Origin of the sequence: Streptomyces sp. HNM0575 (assembly GCF_012726265.1) — a bacterium.
In the GTDB taxonomy this organism is placed as follows: Bacteria; Actinomycetota; Actinomycetes; order Streptomycetales; family Streptomycetaceae; genus Streptomyces.
Genome location: NZ_JAASAG010000006.1, coordinates 302,542 through 322,459, shown reverse-complemented (window position 1 = coordinate 322,459; position 19,918 = coordinate 302,542). Strand labels below are relative to the sequence as shown.

The following is a 19,918-nucleotide window of genomic DNA, read 5'->3' as shown; positions in this document are numbered from 1 at the left end:
TCCCCTTCGCTCAGGCCGCCTCGGCGGCAGGCGGGCCGAACCAGCGGCCCAGCGCGTCGGCCGGTCCCTCGTCACCGCCGGGCGCGGCCCAGGCCACGTGCCCGTCGGGCCGTACGAGCACGGCGTCCACCCGCGGACCCGTCGAGCCGGCACCGGCGGCCGCCTTGGCGGTGACCACGTCCACCCGGTCCGCCCACGGCCGCCCGGACCGCCGTACGGACTCGTCGTCGCCGAGGTCCAGCAGCAGGCCGCGCCCCGTGCGCAGCAGCGGGAAGACCGTGGTCGTCCCCGTCTCGCCGACGAGTTCGAGGTCGGGCATGCGCAGCCCGAGCAGCGGGTGGTCGCCGGGACCCATGGGGTAGCGGATCTCCAGTCCGCTGACCATGCCGGCCAAGTGCCGGTGCACGACCTCGTGTTCGGTCAGCTCGCCCAGTACGTCGCGGAGCGGCTGCATCTCGGTGCCGCCCAGAAAGAGCAGGCCCTGGGCGCGGGTGTTGCCGAGCAGCCGTCTGCCCACCGCGTGCCGCTCGTCGTGGTAGGTGTCCAGCAGCGTGCCCGGGGCCCGTCCGCGTACCACGGCGGCGAGCTTCCAGCCGAGGTTGAAGGCGTCCTGGATGCCGGTGTTCATGCCGAGACCGCCCGCGGGGAGGTGCACGTGCGCGGCGTCCCCGGCGAGCAGCACGCGCCCCCTGCGGTACTCCGTCGCGAGGCGCGTGGCGTCGCCGAAGGCGCTCACCCACAGCGCCTCGCCGTGGCTGATGTCCTCTCCGGTGAGCCGCTGCCAGCCGGCGGCCACCTCGCTGAACTCGGGGGGCTCGGTGCGCCGCCCGGGAGGCGTGTCCCGTTCGCACACGACGACCCGGTCCACCCCGTCGCCGATGGGAGCCGACATCGCGACCCCGCCGGGCAGCCACTCGCCGATGAAGCGCGGCCGGATGCCGCAGCCGCGCACGTCGGCCAGGAACAGCTCAAGGGTGGCGGGAGTGCCGGGGAAGTCGAAACCGGCCAGCCCGCGGACCGTGCTGCGGCCGCCGTCGCACCCGACGACGTAGCGCGTACGCAGCAGCAACGGCCCCTCTGGGCCTTCGACTTGGAGCTGGACGCTCTCGCCGGTGTCCTCCAGGCCCACGACCTCGTGTCCGCGGCGTATGTCGCAGCCGAGCTCCGCGACCCAGCCGCGCAGCATCGTCTCGGTGTGCACCTGCGGCAGGTTCATCACCGCCGGATGGGCCTCGGGGAACACCCCGAAGTCCAGGGGCAGTCCGCCGAAGTGCCCGCGGGTGGCGGTCTGCAACGGGGCGTCCAGCTCGTCGAACCTGCCGGCCAGGCCGCGCTGTGCGAACACCTCCATGGTTCTCGGGGTGAAGCCCAGCCCTCTTGATTCCGTGGTCGGTTCGGTCAGCCGGTCCAGCACCAGGGCCTCGACCCCGGCGAGGCGCAGCTCCCCGGCGAGCATGAGCCCGGTCGGCCCCGCGCCGACGACGACGACCTCGGCGTCGCATGCAGCATCCATCAGTGGATCCCCTCTTCGGATTCCGGGCCCGGCACGCGGATGCGCACCGACAGGCACCGACGCGCACCGAGGCGCACCGGCCGCCCGGCGGTCGGGCCGCCCGGGCTCTCTCACACCCCGGCCGCGGGCTCCGGGGCCGCCCGGTCATGCGCCGGGGCACCGAACCAGCGGCGCAGTGCCGTATCGAGCCGTCCCGTATCGAGCCGTGCCGAGCCGAGTCGTGCCGTATCGAGCTGTGCCGAGCCGTAGTCGGCCCATGCGACGTGGCCGTCCGGGCGGATCAGTACCGCACGGACGGGCCTGCCGCCGGGCCCGGCCGGGGGCCCGCTCGCAGGGGCGTGCGGCGCCGGGGCCGGCACCATGCCGACCCGGTCCGCCCAGCCGGCGACCGCCCCCGGCGACAGACCGGCGGTGAAGTCGAGCAGCACCCCGCGCCCGGTACGCAGCAGTTCCGCGGTACGGGCCGCCCCGTCCCCGCCGGCCGGCTCCCAGTACGGCGCCCGGCGGCCGGCCAGCGGGTCGTCGTCTTCGCCGGGGTAGCGCACGTCCAGGCCGCTGATCATTCCGGCCAGATGCCCCACCGCCTCGTCGTGGCCGAGCAGTTCGGCCACGACCGCGCGCAGCGGCTCCACCTCCGGGCCGCCGAGCAGCAGCAGCGCCTGCGCCTCGATGTTGGCCAGCACGCGGCTGCCGACCGCGTGCCGCTCGTCGTGGTAGCTGTCCAGCAGGCCCGCGGGTGCCGTGCCGCGCACCTGCGCCGCCAGCTTCCAGCCCAGGTTCACGGCGTCCTGGAGGCCCAGGTTGAGGGCCTGGCCGCCGACCGGCATCTGCACGTGGGCGGCGTCCCCTGCGAGCAGCACCCGGCCGTCGCGGTAATGCCCGGCCAGCCTGCGGGCGTTGCCGAACGCGTTGACCCAGACCGGCCTGCCCGCGGTGATGTCCTCCCCGGTGACCCTCGCCCACGCCGCCGCGACCTCCGCGAACTCCGGCTCCCCGGCACGTGCCGCGGCGGACTTCCCGAACTCGTGCACCATGACCCGGGTGATCCCGTCGGGCCGGCGGTGGGCGACGGCCATGCCGTGCTCGTGGCGCTCGAACCGGCGGTCGGGCACGTCGATGCCGGCCACGTCGGCGCGGAGCAGCTCCCGCGTCGCGTCCGTACCGGGGAAGGGGAAGCCCCCCAGCCGCCGTACGGCGCTGTTCTCACCGTCGCAGCCCACCAGATGGGAGGCCCGGATCCGTACGGTGCCGCCGGGGCCGGCCGCTTCGGCTTCGACCCCGGACTCGGTCTGCCGCAGCTCCACGAGTTCGTGACCGCGCCTGACGACCGCGCCGAGACCGGCGGCCCGACTGCCCAGCAGCCGCTCGGTGTCGGCCTGCGGCACCTTCCACAGGCCCCGGTACGGGCTGTCCAGTCCGCCGAAGTCCAGCCGGATCCCGCCGAAGTGCCCGGCCGTGTCGTGCGGCACCGTCCCCAACTCGTCGAGCAGGCCCCGCTGTTCGAAGATCTCCATGGTGCGGGCGTGCAGGGTCGACGCCCGCGACTCGGTGGTGGGTTCGGCCAGCCGCTCCAGCACGGTCACGCGCGCGCCGCCGGTGCGCAGCTCCCCGGCGAGCATCAGCCCGACCGGCCCGGCACCCACGACGATCACATCGGTGTCCACTGAGTGCGCGGCCATGGTCAGCGCTTGTTCTCCGCGTAGTCCTTCGCGTGGCCGAGGGTGGCGCGGCTGTTGGCGCCGAGCGCGTTGCGCACGTACTCCCGGGCGTCAGCGACGCCGGCCTCCTCGCCCAGCACGCGGGCGATGTTGCCGGTGTTGAGGACCACGGTGTGCTGCGAGGTGGCCTCGACTCCGTGCTCGTCCTCTTTGAAGGTCCACAGGCCGGTGTGCAGCGTCATCAGGGCGGGCAGCGTGACCTGCTTGTACGCGATCCTGTGGTGCGGGAAGGTCACGCGGTACGACTTGGTGGTGTGCGTGGAGCCGTCCTGCGCGCGGGTGTCCATCTCCAGGGTCTGAAGCCCCGGGGTGTCCTCCTCCAGGCGGACGCTCGCCACGTGCGGGAGCCGCTCGGCCCACATCCCGGCCTCGTCGATGAAGTCGTAGGCGTCCTTGGCCTGGCCCTGTATCCGGACGGTGTCCTCGAAGGAGAAGGTGATCTCCTCGGAGGCGTGGGCCAGTTCGACATTCTGCTTCAGCGAGGCGAGTTCGGTGCGGGAGTTGCGGTCGACGGCCTCGTCGATCCACTTCAGGCCGTCGGGGTCGTCGTCCACGGCCCGGTAGTCGTGCAGCAGCCGCACCCGGGAGGCCGAGCCGGACAGCGGCTCGACGATCCAGGTGCCGCCCATGGCGGCGACCGGCGGGCTGGAGACCTCCTGGCGGAAGGTGATCCGCAGCTTCCGCGGGTCGAGGGTGCGGCGCGAAGTCCAGTTCTTGGCCTCGCCGTTGGCGGTGGCCCAGATCCGTATGCGCTCCTCGTCCTCGCCCCGCTCCATGTGGTCGACGTGGATGGTGGGCGGGAAGATCCGGGGCCAGTTCTCCACCTCGGCCAGCAGCCGGTAGACGGCGGCGGCCGGGGCGTCGACGGTGATCTCGTGCTCGACCTGGCGGTTCGTCATCGGTCCTCTTCTCCGCGGTTGTCTAGAAGTTGCCGAGGCCGCCGCAGACGTTCAGCGCCTGCGCGGTGATGGAGGCGGCGGTGTCGGAGGCCAGATAGCCGACCAGGCCGGCGACCTCCTCGGGAGTGGAGTAGCGGCCGAGCGGGATCTTCCCCTCGAACTTCTGGAGTACGGCCTCCTCGGTCGTGCCGTATACGTCCGCGTAGCCCTGGCGGACGCGCTGGGCCATGGGCGTCTCGACATAGCCGGGGCAGACGGCGTTCACGGTGATGCCGGTCGGAGCCAGCTCGTTGCCGAGGGCCTTGGTGAAGCCGACGACGCCGTGCTTCGACGCGGAGTACGGGGCGCCGAGCACCACGCCCTGCTTCCCCGCCGTGGAGGCGATGTTGATGATCCGTCCGCGGTCCTTGTGCCGCATGCCGCCGGTGTTGAGCACCTCGCGGGACATCCGGAACACGCTGTTGAGGTTCGTGTCGATGACGTCGAACCACAGCTCGTCGGCGATGTCGGCGGTGACACCGCCGCCGGACCGGCCCGCGTTGTTGACCAGCACGTCGACCGTGCCGAAGCGGTCGACGGCCTGCCGCACGAAGCGGTGGACGTCCTCGCCGGAACGCACGTCGCAGGGGGCGCCGTCGACGTCGAGTCCCTCGCCGGCCAGCTCCTTGACGGTACGGGTCACGCTGTCCTCCGTGCGGGCACAGAGGAAGACGCGGTGGTCCTGACGGGCCAGCAGCCTGGCCGTCTCCAGGCCGATGCCGCTGGTGGCCCCCGTGACGACGGCGACCTTCCGATTCTGCTCCGTCATGCTGTCTCCTGACTGCGTGGGTGAACGACGCGCGGCTGAACGACGCGTGGGTGAACGACGCGTGGGTGAGCGTGGTTTGAAGGCGCGTTGGGTGAACTACGCGTGGTTGAAGGTGCGTTGGCTGAAGGCGCAAGGCCCGTCGGGTGAACTACGCGTAGCCGTACGGTCGGTGGGCGCGCGGCCGTAGCAAGGCCCGGGAAGCGGAACGGGCGCGGCGCCGCCCCCGCCGGGACATCGCCGGTCGACCGGCGGGGGCGGGGGCGGGCTCCGGGAGCGCTCCCGGGGTCAGGCCGCGCCGGACGGCACCAGCAGGCCGTTGACGGCGTCGATCAGGGCGCGTGGCGTCCTGGCCTCGGTCAGGGTGTCGTCGTCCAGCGTCACGGCGAACTCGCGTTCAATGCGGCCGCCGGTCTCCAGCATCGCCAGCGACTCGTAACCGAGCGACTCGAAGTCGGTGTCGAGGATGTCTCCGTCGAGGTCGACGCCCTCGTCCGCGCCGGCACCCTCGCGCAGGATCCGCTTCAGATCGTCGACGGTGAACTCGTGGGCAGACATGAATGGCTGTCCTTTCATCTCGGTGGGGCGGTCACGGCGCGGACCTGCCCGTACGGCGGGGCGCCGGTTCATACGGCGCGTGCCACCAGCGCGGAGTTGAAGCCGCCGTGACCGCGGGCGATCACCAGGGCGGAGCGGACCGTCGTGGTGCGCTCCTCCTCGACGACCAGGTCCAGGTCGTACTCGGGGTCGGGGTTGACGCCGACGGTGGGCGGGACGACTCCGTCGCGCATGGCGAGGAACGCCGCGGCCACGTCCAGCGGCGCCGCCCCCGAATACAGGCGCCCTGTCATGGTCTTGGGCGCGGTCACCGGCACGGCCCGCGGGCCGAAGACGCGGGAGATCGCCTCGGCCTCGACGCGGTCCAGCTCGGGTATCGCGGCCGCGTCGGCGAAGACCACGTCGATCTCCTCCGGGGCGGCGCCCGCGTCGGACAGCGCCAGCTCGATCGCCCTGGTCAGCCCGGGGGGACGGCCGCTGCCGGGCCGGGGGTCCAGGGTGGTGCCGTAACCGGCGATCTCCCCGTACACCGCCGGGACCCCCCGGGCGCAGGCGCTCTCCAGGTCCTCCAGGACCAGCAGCGCCCCGCCCTCTCCCGGCACATGACCCCGCGCGGCGGCGTCGAAGGGCAGATACGCCCGCTCCGGGTCCTCACTCGTGCTCAGCCGGCCTCCTGCCATCTGGGCGACCCAGCCCCACGGGCAGATCGAGGCGTCCACGGCCCCGGAGATCACCAGGCCGGTGCCCTTCCGGATCTGACGCCGCGCGTGGGCCATCGCGTCCAGCCCGCCCGCCTGGTCGCTGACGACCACGCCGCTCGGGCCGCGCATGCCGTTGCGGATCGAGATCTGGCCGCTGTTGACGGCGTAGAACCACGCGAAGGACTGGTAGGCGCTCACGTAGCGGCCGCCCTTGCTCCACAGCGCCTGGAGCTCGCGCTGTCCGAACTCGAAGCCGCCCGAGGAGCTGGCCGTGATCACGCCCATGTCGTACTCGGGCAACTCCCCCGGGTCGACGCCCGCGTCGGCGAGCGCCCAGTCCGCGCTCGCCAGGGCGATCCGGGTCATCCGGTCGGTCTGCGGCAGCAGCCGCCCCGGGAGATGGTCCTCGGCGGCGAAGTCGTCGATCTCCCCCGCCAGCCGGGCCGGGTACTGCGCGGGATCGAACCGCGAGATGCGGCCGATGCCGCTGATCCCCTTGCGGGCCGACGCCCAGTACGTGTCCGTGCCGCAGCCGTTGGGGGCGGCCACGCCCAGACCGGTGACCACGGTTCTGACGGCAGCACCGTTCATGCCGCGCTCCTTTCGGGACGGGCCAGCACCATCGCGCTCTGGAACCCGCCGAAGCCGCTGCCGACGGAGAGGACGGCGTCGGTCCGCCGGTCACGTGCCGTCAACGGCACGTAGTCCAGGTCGCATTCGGGATCGGGCGTGTGCAGGTTGGCGGTCGGCGGCACGACTCCGTGCTCCATCGCGAGCGCGCTGGCCGCGATCTCGATCGAGCCGATGGCGCCCAGCGAGTGCCCGACCATCGACTTGATCGAGCTGACGGGCACCTTGTACGCGTGCTCGCCCAGGCTCCGCTTGAAGGCGGCGGTCTCGTGCCGGTCGTTCTGCTTGGTGCCGGAGCCGTGTGCGTTGACGTAGTCGACGCCGTCCGGAGCGAGCCTCGCCTCGTCCAGGGCGACGCGTATCGCCTCGGCCATCTCCCGTCCGTCGGGGCGCAGTCCGGTCATGTGGAAGGCGTTGCTGCGCGTGGCGTAGCCGGCGACCTCCGCGTAGACGTGGGCGCCGCGGCGTCTGGCGCTCTCCAGCTCCTCCAGGACGAACACGGCCGCGCCCTCGCCCAGTACGAACCCGTTGCGGGTGCGGTCGAAGGGGCGTGAGGCGTGCTCCGGATCGTCGTTGCGCGACGTGGTCGCCTTGATCGCGTCGAAGCAGGCCACCGTGATCGGTGAGATGGGCGCGTCCGACGCCCCGGCCACCATGACGTCCGCGGAGCCCTCGCGGACCAGCTCGGTGGCGTAGCCCACCGCGTCCAGCCCGGAGGTGCAGCCGGTGGAGACCACGGTGGCGGGGCCCTCGGCGCCCACGTCCCATGCCACCTCGGCCGCGAAGGAGCTGGGCACCAGGTAGTTGTAGAGGTGCGGCACGGCGTAGGTGTGGTCGACGAGTTCGAGCCGGCCGCTGTCGCTGACGGTGCGGTACTCCTCGTCCAGCCCCATGGTGGCGCCGACCGCGCTGCCGACCGTCACGCCCGTGCGGTACGGATCGAGGGCGGCGAGGTCCAGTCCGCTGTCCGCCACCGCCTCACGCGCCGTCACCACGGCGAACTGCGCGGCCCGGTCCATCCGCCGGATCTGCTGGCTGCTCAGCCCGAGCAGTTCGGCGTCGAAGTCGGCCTCCGCGGCGACCTGCGAGCGGAACGGGCCCGGGTCGAAGAAGCTGATGCGGCGGGTGGCGGTGCGGCCGTCCGTCAGCAGGCTCCAGAAGTCCTTGACGCCCACACCGCCGGGCGCCGTGACGCCGATCCCCGTGATGACGACCCGCCGACCACGAGACGCGGTCACCGTGCGGACCAGTGATAGAAGCGCCGCGCCATGGCGTCGGCGGGAGAGCGCCAAGTGGCCGGATCGTAGGCGGTGATGAACGGCTTCAGGTCGTTGCTGATGCCGACGAACCGCGAGTCGGTCTTCGCCTCCTCGATGCGCTCGCCGCCGTCCTCGCCGTCGAAGTCCTGAAGGTGGAAGTAGAGGCCGCGGTACGAGTAGAGCTGCCGGCGCCTGGTCCCCATCCGGTGCGGCATCTCCGTGCCGTCGAACGCGTCGAAGAGGTTCGCGACCTGCGCGGCCGAGTCGGGTTCCATCCGGGCCACGATCAACGTGCTGTGCATCCACATCTCCTTGTCGGGACGGTTGGGTCCGGGGAGGGCCGGACCGGCGCTCGTGCGCCATGAGCAGGTCGTGGTGGCTGCCGGACGGCGGCCCCGGCGGGAGTACGGGCCGGGCCGGGGCCGGCCCGGCGGGCGGCGGGGTAACGCCGAAGCGGCGCACCCCGGTTCGCCGTGGGTGCGCCGCGCTGGAAATGCAGGGATTTCTTCGAGCCGTACCGTACGGCCCGTACGAGGAATTCCCGAACGGTCCGCCGGCCGTCTCGGCCGAGAATCGAACCGGAGAATCTTCACGGTCAATGGACCGGTGCACCGACCGCTTGAACCGACCCGGTAAACCGGCACAGTGCTGAGGAAGTTAGTGAACAGCTTCTTCGAGGGGCCGGGAGATGTCAACGCCGTTCTCTCAAAGCCGCGACAGGGCCGGGTCAGAGAACGGTTAAATCGCGCCGCGCGTGCAACGCGGTTTCAGCTGGCCAGGGCGTGGACGCCGCGCGGTTTCGCAAGCTCTCGCATATCCGCCGGAAAAAAGGAGAGCGGGCACGGCGCCGAGGCCGTGCCCGCTCGTTCCCGTGGGACGGTCCGTCAGGAGCGCCCGCCGGTGCGCGCCCCGAGGGACCGCAGGACGTCCTCCTGGTGGTAGAAGGTGCGGCCCTTGGCGCTGCGCCGCCGCCACCGCTGTTCGCTGGCGTGCCGGTACACGCTGCCGGAGGCGACGCCCCACAGCAGGGAGATGTCCCGGGCGCTGAGCCACCGCACCGCGGGCGCCCGAAGCGCCGGGCCCTCCGCCCGCACCGGGCCCTCCGGCCGTACCTGACGCCCCGCAGACGTGCCCCGGGTCAGCCCCATCCACTGCTGCGCGGACCAGCGGTGCGAGGGCGCCGCGGCGCAGGCGATCTCGACCGGGGCGTCGGCGCGGTCGATCCGCACCACCGCCGTCAACTCGCCCTCGCAGCCCGCCTCCACGCACGTACCGACCCCCATGCCCCGGCCGGAGGGCGGGTCGACCACGTACCGCGCCCGGCGTACCGCGCGCGCCACCTCCTCGGACAACTCGCCCGCGGCCTCGTGTGCGGCCAGCCATCCGGCGTGCCGGACAAGGAACTCGACGACGCCCGCCACCGTGTCCCCGGGCCCCGCGACGACCCGCTCCGCGGCGACCAGCCCGGCCCAGGAGCGCAGCACCCCGAGGATCATGGAACGGGCCTCGGCCGCCGCGGTGTTGAAGGGGATCCCGGGCAACGAGCCGCCGCCGGAGGTGCGTTCGCGCAGCCGTCCGTCGGAGCCCCCGAGGAGCATTCCGCACTCGTCGTACAGGCGCGGCAGCCGCGTCAGATCCCTCGTCAGGCGCAGGGCGCACGCCGAGCAGAACCGGGTCCCCGCCACGGCAGGGCCCCGGGAACGCCCCGGCGTCTCACTTCTGCCGCGGCATGCGATGCCCTCGCATTCCGTGATGTCCGCCACAGAGTGGGTCGCTCGTGCGGCGCCGTCGAATTCGCGCGTCATGTCTCGCGTCATGTTTCGTGTCATGTTTTCCCCCGTCTCGATGGGGGCGAATGTATTTCGCGGATTCGACGGCGTGCAAGGAAAGGCCTGTTCCCTGTCCGGCTTCTGTAGCGGACTTTCCCTTTCCCTGATGGAGCTGTCCTGTGTATGTCGCTCGGCCGGACAGTCCCGCGGCCCCTCATGTCCCGGGCGATGCGGGAGCCTTTTTCAGCGGGCCGGTTCCGTGAGCGGGCTCAGTCCCCGCGCCGTGCCAGGACCAGGCGGCAGCGGGGAGCGCCGTCCGGCCGCCGGCCCAGGGACTCCAGGGGAAGGGTGGCGACCGTGAAGCCCGCGGCGACGAGGTCGCTGCGGACCTCGGGGAGGCGGAACCTGCGGTAGTACATGACGAAACGGGGGTGCCAGAGCGCGTTGCGCACCCGCATCGCGGCGTCGAAGCCCCACAGCGTCCAGTACGGGAGCGAGCCGACGCGCGGTGGTGCCGCGACGGGAAAGGCGAACAGGCCGCCCGGGCGCAGGGCCGCGTGCACCTGAGCGAACAGCACGGGCCGCTCACGCGGCAGGAAGTGCCCGAACGCGCCGAAGCTGACGGCCAGATCGAAGGCCTCGCGGGCCGGCAGCGCACGGACGTCGGCGCGCACCCACTCCGCGTCGGGCACCGCACGGCGGGCCTCGGCGAGCATGCCCCCGCTGAAGTCGACTCCCGTGACGGTGCCGCCGCACACCCGCCGCAGCACCCGGTCCACACCGGCGCCCGTGCCGCAGCAGAGATCGAGCCCCGTCTCGTACGGACCGGTCCGGCGCAGCGCTTCAGCGGTGGCGTCCAGCACGTTGTCCGGCGTACGGAACGGGCTGCCGTCGAATTTCGGCGCGAGCAGGTCGTAGCCGCGCTCCGTGGACGACAGGGCCTGCCGGACCAGCTCGGCGAAGCCCGGCCCCTCGGGAGAGATGAACGGCGTCACGCCCTCACGCTAGCCCGCCGGCGGCGGCACGGCCCCTCGGCCCGTAAAGGGCTTGTCCGCGGGCGGGAGTTGACGAAGAGTTACGGTCGGCAGGTCTCAGGCCCGTGGGCGGGAAAGGGCGGTTTGCATCGTGGTCGAATCGAGCGGGAAATCCGGCGCGGCGGGGCCCTCCCGGCGGCGCGTGACGGCCGCCATGGCCTCCGGCCTGGTGGGCGCGGCGTACGCGGCGGGCACACCGGCCGCGCGAGCGGACGAGCGGCGCAAGCCCGGCGGCCGCCACGGACCCGCCCACCACGACGTGCTGTTCGTGAGCGCGCACCCCGACGACGAGGCGGGCAGTCTGTCGACGTTCGGCCTGTGGCACGAGCGCCGCGGGGTGCGTACGGGAGTCGTCACCATCACCCGGGGTGAGGGCGGCGGCAACGCGGTCGGCCCCGAGGAGGGCGCGCCGCTGGGCATGCTGCGCGAGGACGAGGAGCGTTCCGCGACCGCGCTCGCGGGCATCGAGAACATCTTCTACCTCGACAAGCCGGACTTCTGGTACACGCTGTCCGCACCGCTGACCGAGCGGATCTGGCACGAGCAGGACACGCTGGAGCGCATCGTCCGGCTGTTCCGCATGATCACGCCGCACACCGTCGTGACGATGGATCCGCGCCCGTTCAACCAGCACGGCGGGCACCAGATGTCGGCGCGGCTGGCGATCGAGGCGTTCTTCCTGGCCGGTGATGTGACGGCGTTCCCGGACCAGTTGACGTGCGAGGGTCTGAGGCCGTGGCGGCCTCGCCGGCTGCTCTCCCAGAACGACAGCTTCTCGGATCTCCTCGGCCCGGACGCGCCCGAGAAGCACCGCACCGACCCCGACACCGGCCTGCCCGTACTCGGCTTCTGGTCGGGTCACGTCTCGCGGCGGCACGGCAAGACCTGGGCGCAGGTCGAGCGGGACGCGTCGCGCATGTACCGCACCCAGGGATGGGCCGCGCAGCCGCCCGAGGTGCCCACGGACCCCGAGAAGCTGGACTCGGACTGGTTCAGCGTGCTGGTGGAGCGGGGCGAGATCGTACGGGCGCGGGTGCGCGAGCAGGAGGAACTGCGGCCGCTGTACGCCGAGTTCAGCGCGTGGACGCGGAAGGTGGGCCTGCCGTGGCTGGCCAACGCCGCGCAGCCCGACTACCCGGCCGCGCCGTCCACGACCGTCCCCGAGGTCGCCGTCGCGCCCGTGCTGAACGGCGTCGAGGGCGAAGGCGAGTACCCGGGGCCGGAGTTGCGACTGCGGCACTGGGAGGGCGACGAGGTGCCGGACGCCGACTGCTCGGCGACTGCGAAGCTGTCCCGGCACGGTGACGACCTGTTCGTGCTGGTCACGGTCGTGGACGACCGGGCTGGGACCGCCCTCGGGCAGGACGACGCGAAGAGGCACTGGCGCACCGACTCCGTCGAGATCGCGCTCGATCCGCGCGGTGACGGGGACGACACCTCCACCACGTTCAAGACCGGCATCTTCCCGTTCACGGCCGGCGACGGCGGCCCGGCCGCCGAGCGGGACGCCGACAACCGCCAGGGGCCCGCCGCGAAGACCGCGCCCGGAATGCGCGTCGCGGCGAAGGTGGGCGACCCGTACCGGGGCTACACGGTCGAGGCGAGGATCCCGCTCGGGGAGCTGCCGGCCGCCGCGGATCCCGAGCGGTTCGCGGTGAACGTCCTCGTCTACGACTCCGACACCGACGACAAGACCGGTCAGACGCGGCTCGCTTGGTCGCCGTTCGGCAGCGCGCAGGCCGATCCGTACGTCTGGGGCACCGCACGCCTGGAGGGGTACACGCCGCCCGCGGACCGCCCCACGGACCCGGCCGACCCCGAGATCCCGACCGAGGCGGCGCGCAGCGAGGACTCCGCCGCGTCCGTCGCCCAGGCCCGCCGCACGGGCGTGCCGCTCGCAGGAGGACCGCGCCCCTGCCGCAGCTGACGTCCGACGCCGGGCGCCCGGGTGCGAGAGCCGGGGCGCGGGAGTCGGTTGCCGGAGCCGGTCGCCGGAGTGGGGCGTCACGGGCACAGGGGCCGAACTGCCGCAGGGCTCGCGGCACTTGGCCTCCGGATCTTCCGGGTCGTTTCGGTGCAGGGCGGGCGCCGCACGCGGACGTACGGTGTGGGCCGTAGCAGACTGCGGCCACCGGGCGGCAGACGAGCCGGGAAGCGGGGACAGCGATGCGTCAGACCAATCTCACCGGAGAGTCGCCCGAGCACGCCGCCGCCCGCGAGGAGCTGCGGCAGGCCGAGATCGAGCTGATGCGGCAGGGCGAACGCGTCGCCGAGCGGCGTCGCCGGCTGCCGCCCGGACCCCTCGTCGAGGACTACGAGTTGGAGGAGGGCCCGGCCGATCTGGACGAGGGCGACTCGCCCGCGCGGACCGTGCGCCTGAGTGGGCTGTTCACCGGGCCCGGACGTGAACTGGTCGTCTACCACTTGATGTACGGCAAGGCGCAGACCGAGCCGTGCCCGATGTGCACGATGTGGGTGGACGGCTTCAACGGCGTGGCCCGGCACATCGCGCAGAACGTCGACTTCGCGGTCGTCGCCGCGGCCGGACTGCCCGAGCTCCGCGCGCACGCCCGTGACCGGGGGTGGGCGAATCTGCGTCTGCTGAGCGCCGGTGAGAGCACCTTCAAGTACGACCTGGGCAGCGAGGACGCGGAGGGCGGCCAGGACTCGACGGTGTCGGTCTTCACGCGTGACGCCTCCACGCGCGACGGCTCCGGATCTCCCGCCGAAGGCGCGGGCGAAGGACCGGTGCGTCACGTCTACTCGGTGCACCCGCGGATGTCCGACGACATCGCGGAGCGCGGCATCGACCTGCTGAGCCCTGTGTGGCACGTCCTCGACCTCACCCGCGCGGGCCGTGGCGACTGGTATCCGGCCCTCGGCTACGGAAGCTGACGAGTCCGGCTCCCGTCCCCGTGCGGGGCGGCGTCCGCCGCCGCCCGTGCCGTCAACGGCCGTTCCCGTCCCGTGTCCCACCCGCGTCGAAGGAGATCCAGACGTCGGGCGGCAGATCGGGGCGGCCCGGGACCGGTCTGCGTTCCTCGGACCAGTCGTCGCCGGCGATCTCCGTCACGGCGCGGCGCCAGAAGCGGACCGCGGCCGGGTTCGCGTCCTGGAAGGCGACCTCCCACGGTCCCGGGTGCCGGGACACGACCTGCCGGACGGCCCGCAGTCCCATGCCCGTTCGGCGTGCGGCGCGCACCACGAAGAAGGTGTTCAGCACCCGTACCGGCGCGGTGAGGGCACGTACGAACGCGATGCCGACCGGATGCTCGCCACTCGTCAGCAGGTACGGAGCCCAGTCGGCGCCGTCGGTGAGCGCCGCAAGGAGCCGGTCGCTGCGGAAGGTGCCGTCCGGGGCGGGCAGCCCGCCCTGGAACTCCGACATGTCGTGCCGGAACATCAGCCACAGCCGCTCGACCGTGGGATGGTCTGCGGCCCGCACCGGGCGTACGGAGACGTCTGTCATGGCGGGTCCTTCGCTGGTGCGGCCGCGGGGCGGCGGACCTGGCGGCTGACCTCCGTGCGGAGTTCGACGAACTCGGGGAGCCGTCGCGTGGCGATCTGGTCGCGGCTGCGGGGCAGGTCCACGGGGAGGTCGGAGCGTACGGTACCGGGGCGCGGTGACAGTACGACGACTCGGTCGCCGATGTAGACGCTCTCGTCGACGTCGTGGGTGACCACGAGGATCGTCGCGCCCTCCGCGTCGCGCACGGCCAGCAGCAGGTCCTCCAGCTCCTCACGGGTCTGCGCGTCCACCGATCCGAACGGCTCGTCCATCAGCAGCAGCGAAGGACCGCACGCCAACGCCCTTGCGATGGCGACGCGTTGCTGCATTCCGCCGGAGAGCTGCCAGGGGTGTCTGCGTGCCGCGTCGGGGAGGCCGACGAGTTCGAGCATCCGGGCCGCCGTCTCCCTGCGCTCCTTGCGGGAGGCCACGCTTCGGCGGAGCGGCAGGGCGACGTTCTGCGCGGCGGACAGCCAGGGCAGCAGCGAGCGGCTGTAGTCCTGGAAGACCACGGCGAGGCCGTCCGGTACGCCGTCGACGATCGTGCCGTCGACCGTGATGCGGCCCGACTCCGCCCGTGTCAGCCCGGCGACGCAGCGCAGCAGCGTCGACTTGCCGCAGCCCGACGGCCCGACGATGGAGAGCAACTGGCCGTCGGGGACGGTGAGTCCGACGTCCCGGAGGGCCGGGTGGCCGCCGTAGGAGTGGCTGAGGTCCTCGATGACGAGCACGGGTCACCGCGCCCACGGCTCGGGGCCGTAAAGCGCCGACTCCTCGTCGCCCACGCGTACTTCGAGGAGGGCGGGCCCGCCGCCTTCCGGGGCGAGAGCGTGCGCGAGGGCCGCGGGGAGCGCGTCGGCGGTCTCGACGCGGTCGGCGGGACAGCCGAGCGACGAGGCCAGCGCGGCGAAGTCGATGCCCTCGATGCCGGTGCCGGGGACTGCGTCGATGCCGATGCGGCGGCCGAGCGATCTGACCGCCTCGTAGCCGCGGTTGTCCAGCAGCACATAGGTCACCGGGGCGTGGTGGCGGGCGGCCGTCCACAGGGCCTGTACGGAGTAGAGGGCGGAGCCGTCACCGACGACGCACACGACCCGCTCCGGTCCGTCCGCGCGGCTGCCGCCCCTCGTGCCCTCGTCGCCCGGGGGCTCCTTCTCGGTGTCGGCGAGGGCGCGGCCCACGGCCAGCGGCAGGCCCCAGCCGAGCGCCCCGCTGCCGGTGGTCAGAAAGCCTCCCGCGCGGGTCACCGGCAGCCGCTCGTGGAGGGTCGCCCGGTGGCTGGGCGTCTCCTCGACGATCACGGTGCCGTCCGGCAGCGTGCGCCGCAGCAGGTCCATGACGAGTGCGGGCGCGATCGGGTTCCCGGCGGGGGCCGGCGGCGGGGAGCTGCGCACGGGCGGCGGCTCGCGGTCGGAGCGGGCGACGAGCCCGGTGAGGGCGCGTACTCCGGCTCGTACCGTCGTGAGCACGCTGGTGCCGACGGGCAGCCAGGCGGCCTGCTCCGGATCGCAGTCCAGGTGGAACAGCTCGGTCCCGTCCGGCAGATGAGGGCCGGGGCCCTGGACGTGGTACGTGAACAGCGGGGCGCCGATCGCGATCACCACGTCGTACGCGCCGAGCCTGGCGGCGAGCTGCTCCGGTACGGGCGGCAGGAAGCCCTGGAAGAGCGGATGGGTCTCGGGGAAGCCGGAGCGTCCGGAGAGCGGGGAGATCCACGCGGCGGCACGCAGCCGTTCGGCGAGGGCGACGACCTCTTCGAGGGCGCAGTCGTCCTCCACGCCGGGGCCGATCACGAGCGCGGGCGCGGTCGCGGTGTCGAGGCGCGCGGCGAGCTCGGCGAGCGCGGACGGCTCGGCGACGAAGCCGTCCCGCAACTGTCTCGGGGCGACGTACGGCACGGGCCCGGCGTCCCAGTCGTCCTCCGGCACGGAGAGGAAGACGGGACCGCGGGGATGGGTCATGGCGACCCGGTGGGCCTCGGCCAGGGCGGCGGGCACGTCCTCGGCGCGCTCGGGCTGGCGGCTCCATTTGACGTACGGGCGGGGGAACATGGCGGGCTCGTCGGCGCCGAGGAACGGGTGGGTGGGGAGAAGGGCGCGGGACTGCTGTCCGGCGACGATCACGACGGGCACCCGGTCCCGGTAGGCGTTGAAGACGGCGCCCAGCGAGTGGCCCACGCCGCCCGCGGAGTGCAGCGACACGAGCGCCGCACTGCCGGTGCCGAGGGCGTGCCCGGCGGCCATGGCGACGGCGGTCGACTCCTGTAGCCCGAGGACGTAGCGGAAGTCGCGCGGCCAGTCGCGGAACATGCGCAGCTCGGTCGAGCCCGGGTTGCCGAAGACGGTCGTCATGCCGGTGCGGCGGCACAGCTCGAACACGGCCTCGCGGACCGTCACGCCGGGGGCCTCGGGCCCGGCGGGCCCGTCGGGTTGGACGGGTTGGGCGGGCTCGGCGGGCTCGGCGGGTTGGGCGGCCTCGGCGGGCTTCCCGGGCCGTGTGCGTGCCTGCGTTTCGCTGTCGGTCATCGTCGGGCACCTCCGCAAGGTCGTGGTTCGGCGGGCCAGGAGCGGGAGTTCGGGGTCGTGGCGGTCAGGGGCTGGGGGCCGCGGGGAGGCCGGGGCCCACGGGGTCGGTCGGGGTCGGTCGCGGTCATGGCCGGGCCGCCCCGCGTGTTGCGCGGTGCCACGCCAGCAGGCGCCGCTCGGCGGCCAGCAGGCCCGCGTTGAGGAGATTGCCCAGCAGCCCGAGGAGTGCGACGACCGCCCAGACGGTCAGCAGGTCGAACCGGGTCTGCGCCTCCGTGAGCTGGAATCCGATGCCGTTCTCGGTGCCCGGCAGCAGCTCGGAGAAGACCGTGAGGATCAGGGAGAGCGACAGGCTGAGCCGCAGGCCCGCGAAGATCTTCGGAGCCGCGGCCGGCAGGAGCAGCAGCGACACCCTGTCGGCCGGGCCCAGTCCGAGCACCCGTGCCGTGTCCAAGTGCAGCGGCTCCACGTCGCGTACGCCCTGCGCCGTGTTGATGAGCACGGGCCATACGGCGCTGAAGACGATCGACGCGAGCTGCATGGGCGTCCCGAAGTCGAAGAGGACGACGAAGACGGGGACGAGGGCGGGCGGCGGCACGGCCCTGGCGAACTGGAGCACCGGGTCGAGCACGGCGTAGACCCGTGCGGACCGCCCCAGCGCGAGACCGAGCACGATCCCGCAGACGGAGGCGACGGCGAAGCCCGCGGCCAGCCGGCCCAGGCTCGGGAGGATCCCAGTCAGCGCCTCGCCCGTGAGGAAGAGCCGGGCGGGAGGTCCGGAGAACCACAGCTGGTGCACGTGTGCCGCGATCCGCGTCGGAGGGGGGAAGTAGACACTGGCGTGTGCCTGCGCGGCCCACTGCCAGAGCGCGACCGCGGCGGCGAACACGCCCCAGTGCAGCAGGAGTCCGCGCAGCGGGTCGCGCGCGCTGCCGCCGGCGCCGCTCATCGCGTGCGCCCGCGGTGCTCAGGAGCCCAGGGGAAGAGCCGGCGCTCGGCCGCGACGAGCGCCTGGTTGACCGCGAGCCCCAGCGCGCCCGCCCACACGACCCCGGCGAGCACGTCACGTACGCCGTCGGTGGCGGTGGCGGCCTGCGCGATGAAGATGCCCAGTCCGTCGCCGAAGCCCGCGATGATCTCCGTGGCCACGGCGAGGATGAACGCGACGGCTGCCGCGATCCGTATCCCGGCCGCGACGAACGGAGCCGTGGACGGCAGCCCGACCCGCAGCAGCACTTGCAGCCTGCCGAAGCCGTAGGCGCGCAGGGTCTCTTCGGCGACGGGGTCCGTCTCGCCGAGTCCGTAGACGGTGTTGAAGAGCACCGGCCACACGCACGCGTAGGCGATCAGCACGACCTTCATCTCCGTGCCGGTGCCCAGCAGCAGCGATACGAGCGGTATCAGCGCGACGGACGGGATCGGGCGGAGGAACTCCACGACGGCCCGTACCGCGGTGTCGACCAGCGGCACGCTGCCGAGCAGCAGCCCGAGCGGTACGGCGACGGCGCACGCGATGCCGAGCCCCGCGCCCCATGCCACGAGCGTCGCCAGCAGGCCCTGGAGGAACACCGGGTCGCCGGCCAGCGCCGCCGACCGGACCAGCACCGACGAAGCCGGCGGCAGATAGGCCCGGTTGACGATTCCGGCCCGTCCGAGCACCTCGAAGACGAGCACGACGGCGGCGATGCCCGCGGCGCCCGGCAGCAGTCCCGCCGGCGGACGCGGCAGACGCGCACGGCGAGGCGGACGCTCACTGCGAGGCAGGCGCTCATGGCGAAGCAGACGCTCATGGCGAAGCAGGCGGGCCGCGCGCGGGAGGCGTGGATCACGGCGCGGCACGGCTTCCTCGCTGGGACGCGTCACGCGTCACGACTTCCCCGTGAAGAAGAACCCGCCGGTGCGGGGCTCCTTCTTCAGCAGTCCCGCGTCCTTCATCAGGGCGGACAGGCGGCCGATCCGCTTCTCGCTGTTGGCGACGGGATATCCGGGCAGTCCGATGCGCGAGGCGGTCTTCGCGTCGATGCGTGCGTAACCGGGCAGGACCTTCTCGACGTCGGCGCGGTCCGCAGCCGCGATCTTCTGGCCCTTGGCGACGGCCCGCTGGAAGGCGGCGGACGTGCGCGGGTACTTGTCCGCGAACTTCCGCGTCGTCACATAGCCGCTGATCGGCAGCCCGGCCACCTGTCCCCCGCCGCCGTCGGTCACGAGCCGCGCGCCGAGCTTCCGCTTGATGTCGGTCAGGAACGGCTCCGCGACATGTGCGGCGTCGACCTGCCCCTTCTCCAGCGCGACGCCCATCTGCGGGAAGGGGATCTGCCGGTACGCGATGCCGCTGCGCTCGTCCCCGGTGCGGTCGGTGACGACGGTGTCCAGCGTGAGGGACTGGATGTTGTGGAGGATGTTGACGGCGACCTTCTTGCCTCTCAGGTCCTCCGCCTTGTCGATGCCGGAGCCGGGCATCGCCAGTACGCCCATCATCCGCCGCGAGAGCGTCGCTCCGTCGGCGAGGGCGACCGGACTCAGGGTGCCCTTCTCCTGGGCCTGGAGCAGCGTCACGTAGTTGGCGCCCGCGACGACGTCGACCTGGCCCTTGGCGAGCGCGGGCAGTGCCTGGATGCTCTGCTGCACGGGCTGGATGCGGACCGTCAGGCCCTCCTCGGCGAAGAGCTTGCGCTGCTGGGCGATATGCAGACCCGCGACGTCGGCCAGCGGGAGCCCGGCGACGGTGATCGTCTGCTTCTCCGGCCCGTTCTTGTCGCCGGACGAGGAGGACGACTGGCCCCCGCAGCCCGTGACCGCCCCGACCAGTGATAACGCGACCAATGTGCATGCGACCGATTTGCCTGTGACATACGGGAGTTGCAGGCTTATACGCATAATCAGCAAGCTACTGCACGGCGGGCGCGGCATGGAACAGCGTCTGCGGGGCGCGCGGTCGGGGGCGTCGGGGCGGACCCGTGCCCCCGACCGCCGGGGGTGACGACCGAGCCGGGCATGCG

Annotated in this window: 18 protein-coding genes; 2 read left to right on the top strand and 16 right to left on the bottom strand. The window is 72.9% G+C overall.

The annotated features are described in order from the left end of the window. Window positions 1-10: 10 nt before the first annotated feature. The 10 genes from HCC61_RS16930 to HCC61_RS16885 all read right to left on the bottom strand — a co-directional run bounded on the left by HCC61_RS16930 (window position 11) and on the right by HCC61_RS16885 (window position 10,847). Entirely contained in the window at window positions 11-1,513 is a 1,503-nt protein-coding gene (locus HCC61_RS16930; RefSeq protein WP_169136281.1) for an FAD-dependent monooxygenase, read from the bottom strand. A gap of 110 nt (window positions 1,514-1,623) precedes the next feature. Beyond that, on the bottom strand, window positions 1,624-3,192 hold the full coding sequence (locus HCC61_RS16925; protein WP_169136280.1) for an FAD-dependent monooxygenase: 1,569 nt from the start codon (window positions 3,190-3,192) through the stop codon (window positions 1,624-1,626). 2 nt (window positions 3,193-3,194) lie between these two features. Beyond that, on the bottom strand, window positions 3,195-4,130 hold the full coding sequence (locus tag HCC61_RS16920; protein WP_169136279.1) for an aromatase/cyclase: 936 nt from the start codon (window positions 4,128-4,130) through the stop codon (window positions 3,195-3,197). Between the two features lie 22 nt (window positions 4,131-4,152). Then, window positions 4,153-4,938, bottom strand: a complete 786-nt coding sequence (fabG, locus tag HCC61_RS16915) for a 3-oxoacyl-ACP reductase FabG (RefSeq protein WP_169136278.1) — start codon at window positions 4,936-4,938, stop codon at window positions 4,153-4,155. Between the two features lie 285 nt (window positions 4,939-5,223). Continuing rightward, a complete protein-coding gene (locus HCC61_RS16910) occupies window positions 5,224-5,493 on the bottom strand; it encodes an acyl carrier protein (protein WP_169136277.1) in 270 nt (89 codons plus the stop codon). Between the two features lie 68 nt (window positions 5,494-5,561). Beyond that, complete coding sequence (locus HCC61_RS16905) at window positions 5,562-6,785, bottom strand: ketosynthase chain-length factor (RefSeq protein WP_169136276.1); 1,224 nt, start codon at window positions 6,783-6,785, stop codon at window positions 5,562-5,564. Beyond that, complete coding sequence (locus HCC61_RS16900) at window positions 6,782-8,062, bottom strand: beta-ketoacyl-[acyl-carrier-protein] synthase family protein (protein ID WP_169136275.1); 1,281 nt, start codon at window positions 8,060-8,062, stop codon at window positions 6,782-6,784. Before HCC61_RS16900 ends, HCC61_RS16905 begins: the two co-directional genes overlap by 4 nt. Beyond that, a complete protein-coding gene (locus tag HCC61_RS16895) occupies window positions 8,059-8,385 on the bottom strand; it encodes a TcmI family type II polyketide cyclase (protein ID WP_169136274.1) in 327 nt (108 codons plus the stop codon). Before HCC61_RS16895 ends, HCC61_RS16900 begins: the two co-directional genes overlap by 4 nt. Window positions 8,386-8,967: 582 nt before the next feature. After that, window positions 8,968-9,768, bottom strand: a complete 801-nt coding sequence (locus tag HCC61_RS16890) for a hypothetical protein (protein WP_169136273.1) — start codon at window positions 9,766-9,768, stop codon at window positions 8,968-8,970. Between the two features lie 353 nt (window positions 9,769-10,121). Continuing rightward, complete coding sequence (locus HCC61_RS16885; protein ID WP_346777241.1) at window positions 10,122-10,847, bottom strand: methyltransferase domain-containing protein; 726 nt, start codon at window positions 10,845-10,847, stop codon at window positions 10,122-10,124. A gap of 130 nt (window positions 10,848-10,977) precedes the next feature. On the opposite strand from HCC61_RS16885, the gene HCC61_RS16880 reads away from it, so the two are divergent. Together HCC61_RS16880 and HCC61_RS16875 are read left to right on the top strand one after the other, a co-directional pair. Next, entirely contained in the window at window positions 10,978-12,813 is a 1,836-nt protein-coding gene (locus HCC61_RS16880) for a sugar-binding protein (RefSeq protein ID WP_346777240.1), read from the top strand. A 239-nt stretch (window positions 12,814-13,052) separates the two neighbouring features. Continuing rightward, entirely contained in the window at window positions 13,053-13,781 is a 729-nt protein-coding gene (locus HCC61_RS16875; protein WP_169136272.1) for a DUF899 family protein, read from the top strand. Window positions 13,782-13,833: 52 nt separating this feature from the next. Here the strand turns inward: HCC61_RS16875 and HCC61_RS16870 are convergent, their stop codons facing one another. The 6 genes from HCC61_RS16870 to HCC61_RS16845 all read right to left on the bottom strand — a co-directional run bounded on the left by HCC61_RS16870 (window position 13,834) and on the right by HCC61_RS16845 (window position 19,742). Continuing rightward, entirely contained in the window at window positions 13,834-14,355 is a 522-nt protein-coding gene (locus tag HCC61_RS16870) for a GNAT family N-acetyltransferase (protein ID WP_169136271.1), read from the bottom strand. After that, window positions 14,352-15,125, bottom strand: coding sequence for an ABC transporter ATP-binding protein (locus HCC61_RS16865; protein WP_169136270.1), 774 nt, complete (start codon window positions 15,123-15,125; stop codon window positions 14,352-14,354). The genes HCC61_RS16870 and HCC61_RS16865 overlap by 4 nt, the downstream gene beginning before the upstream one ends. Window positions 15,126-15,128: 3 nt before the next feature. After that, the gene (gene mdlC / locus HCC61_RS16860) at window positions 15,129-16,919 is read right to left on the bottom strand and encodes a benzoylformate decarboxylase (protein ID WP_169136269.1); all 1,791 of its coding nucleotides are present in this window, start codon (window positions 16,917-16,919) and stop codon (window positions 15,129-15,131) included. Between the two features lie 124 nt (window positions 16,920-17,043). Next, window positions 17,044-17,868 (bottom strand): ABC transporter permease subunit, encoded by an 825-nt coding sequence (locus tag HCC61_RS16855; protein ID WP_169136268.1) that lies wholly within the window; start codon window positions 17,866-17,868, stop codon window positions 17,044-17,046. Next, the gene (locus tag HCC61_RS16850; RefSeq protein ID WP_346777239.1) at window positions 17,865-18,782 is read right to left on the bottom strand and encodes an ABC transporter permease; all 918 of its coding nucleotides are present in this window, start codon (window positions 18,780-18,782) and stop codon (window positions 17,865-17,867) included. Before HCC61_RS16850 ends, HCC61_RS16855 begins: the two co-directional genes overlap by 4 nt. A gap of 3 nt (window positions 18,783-18,785) precedes the next feature. Then, window positions 18,786-19,742, bottom strand: coding sequence for an ABC transporter substrate-binding protein (locus HCC61_RS16845; RefSeq protein WP_240969044.1), 957 nt, complete (start codon window positions 19,740-19,742; stop codon window positions 18,786-18,788). Window positions 19,743-19,918: the final 176 nt, after the last annotated feature.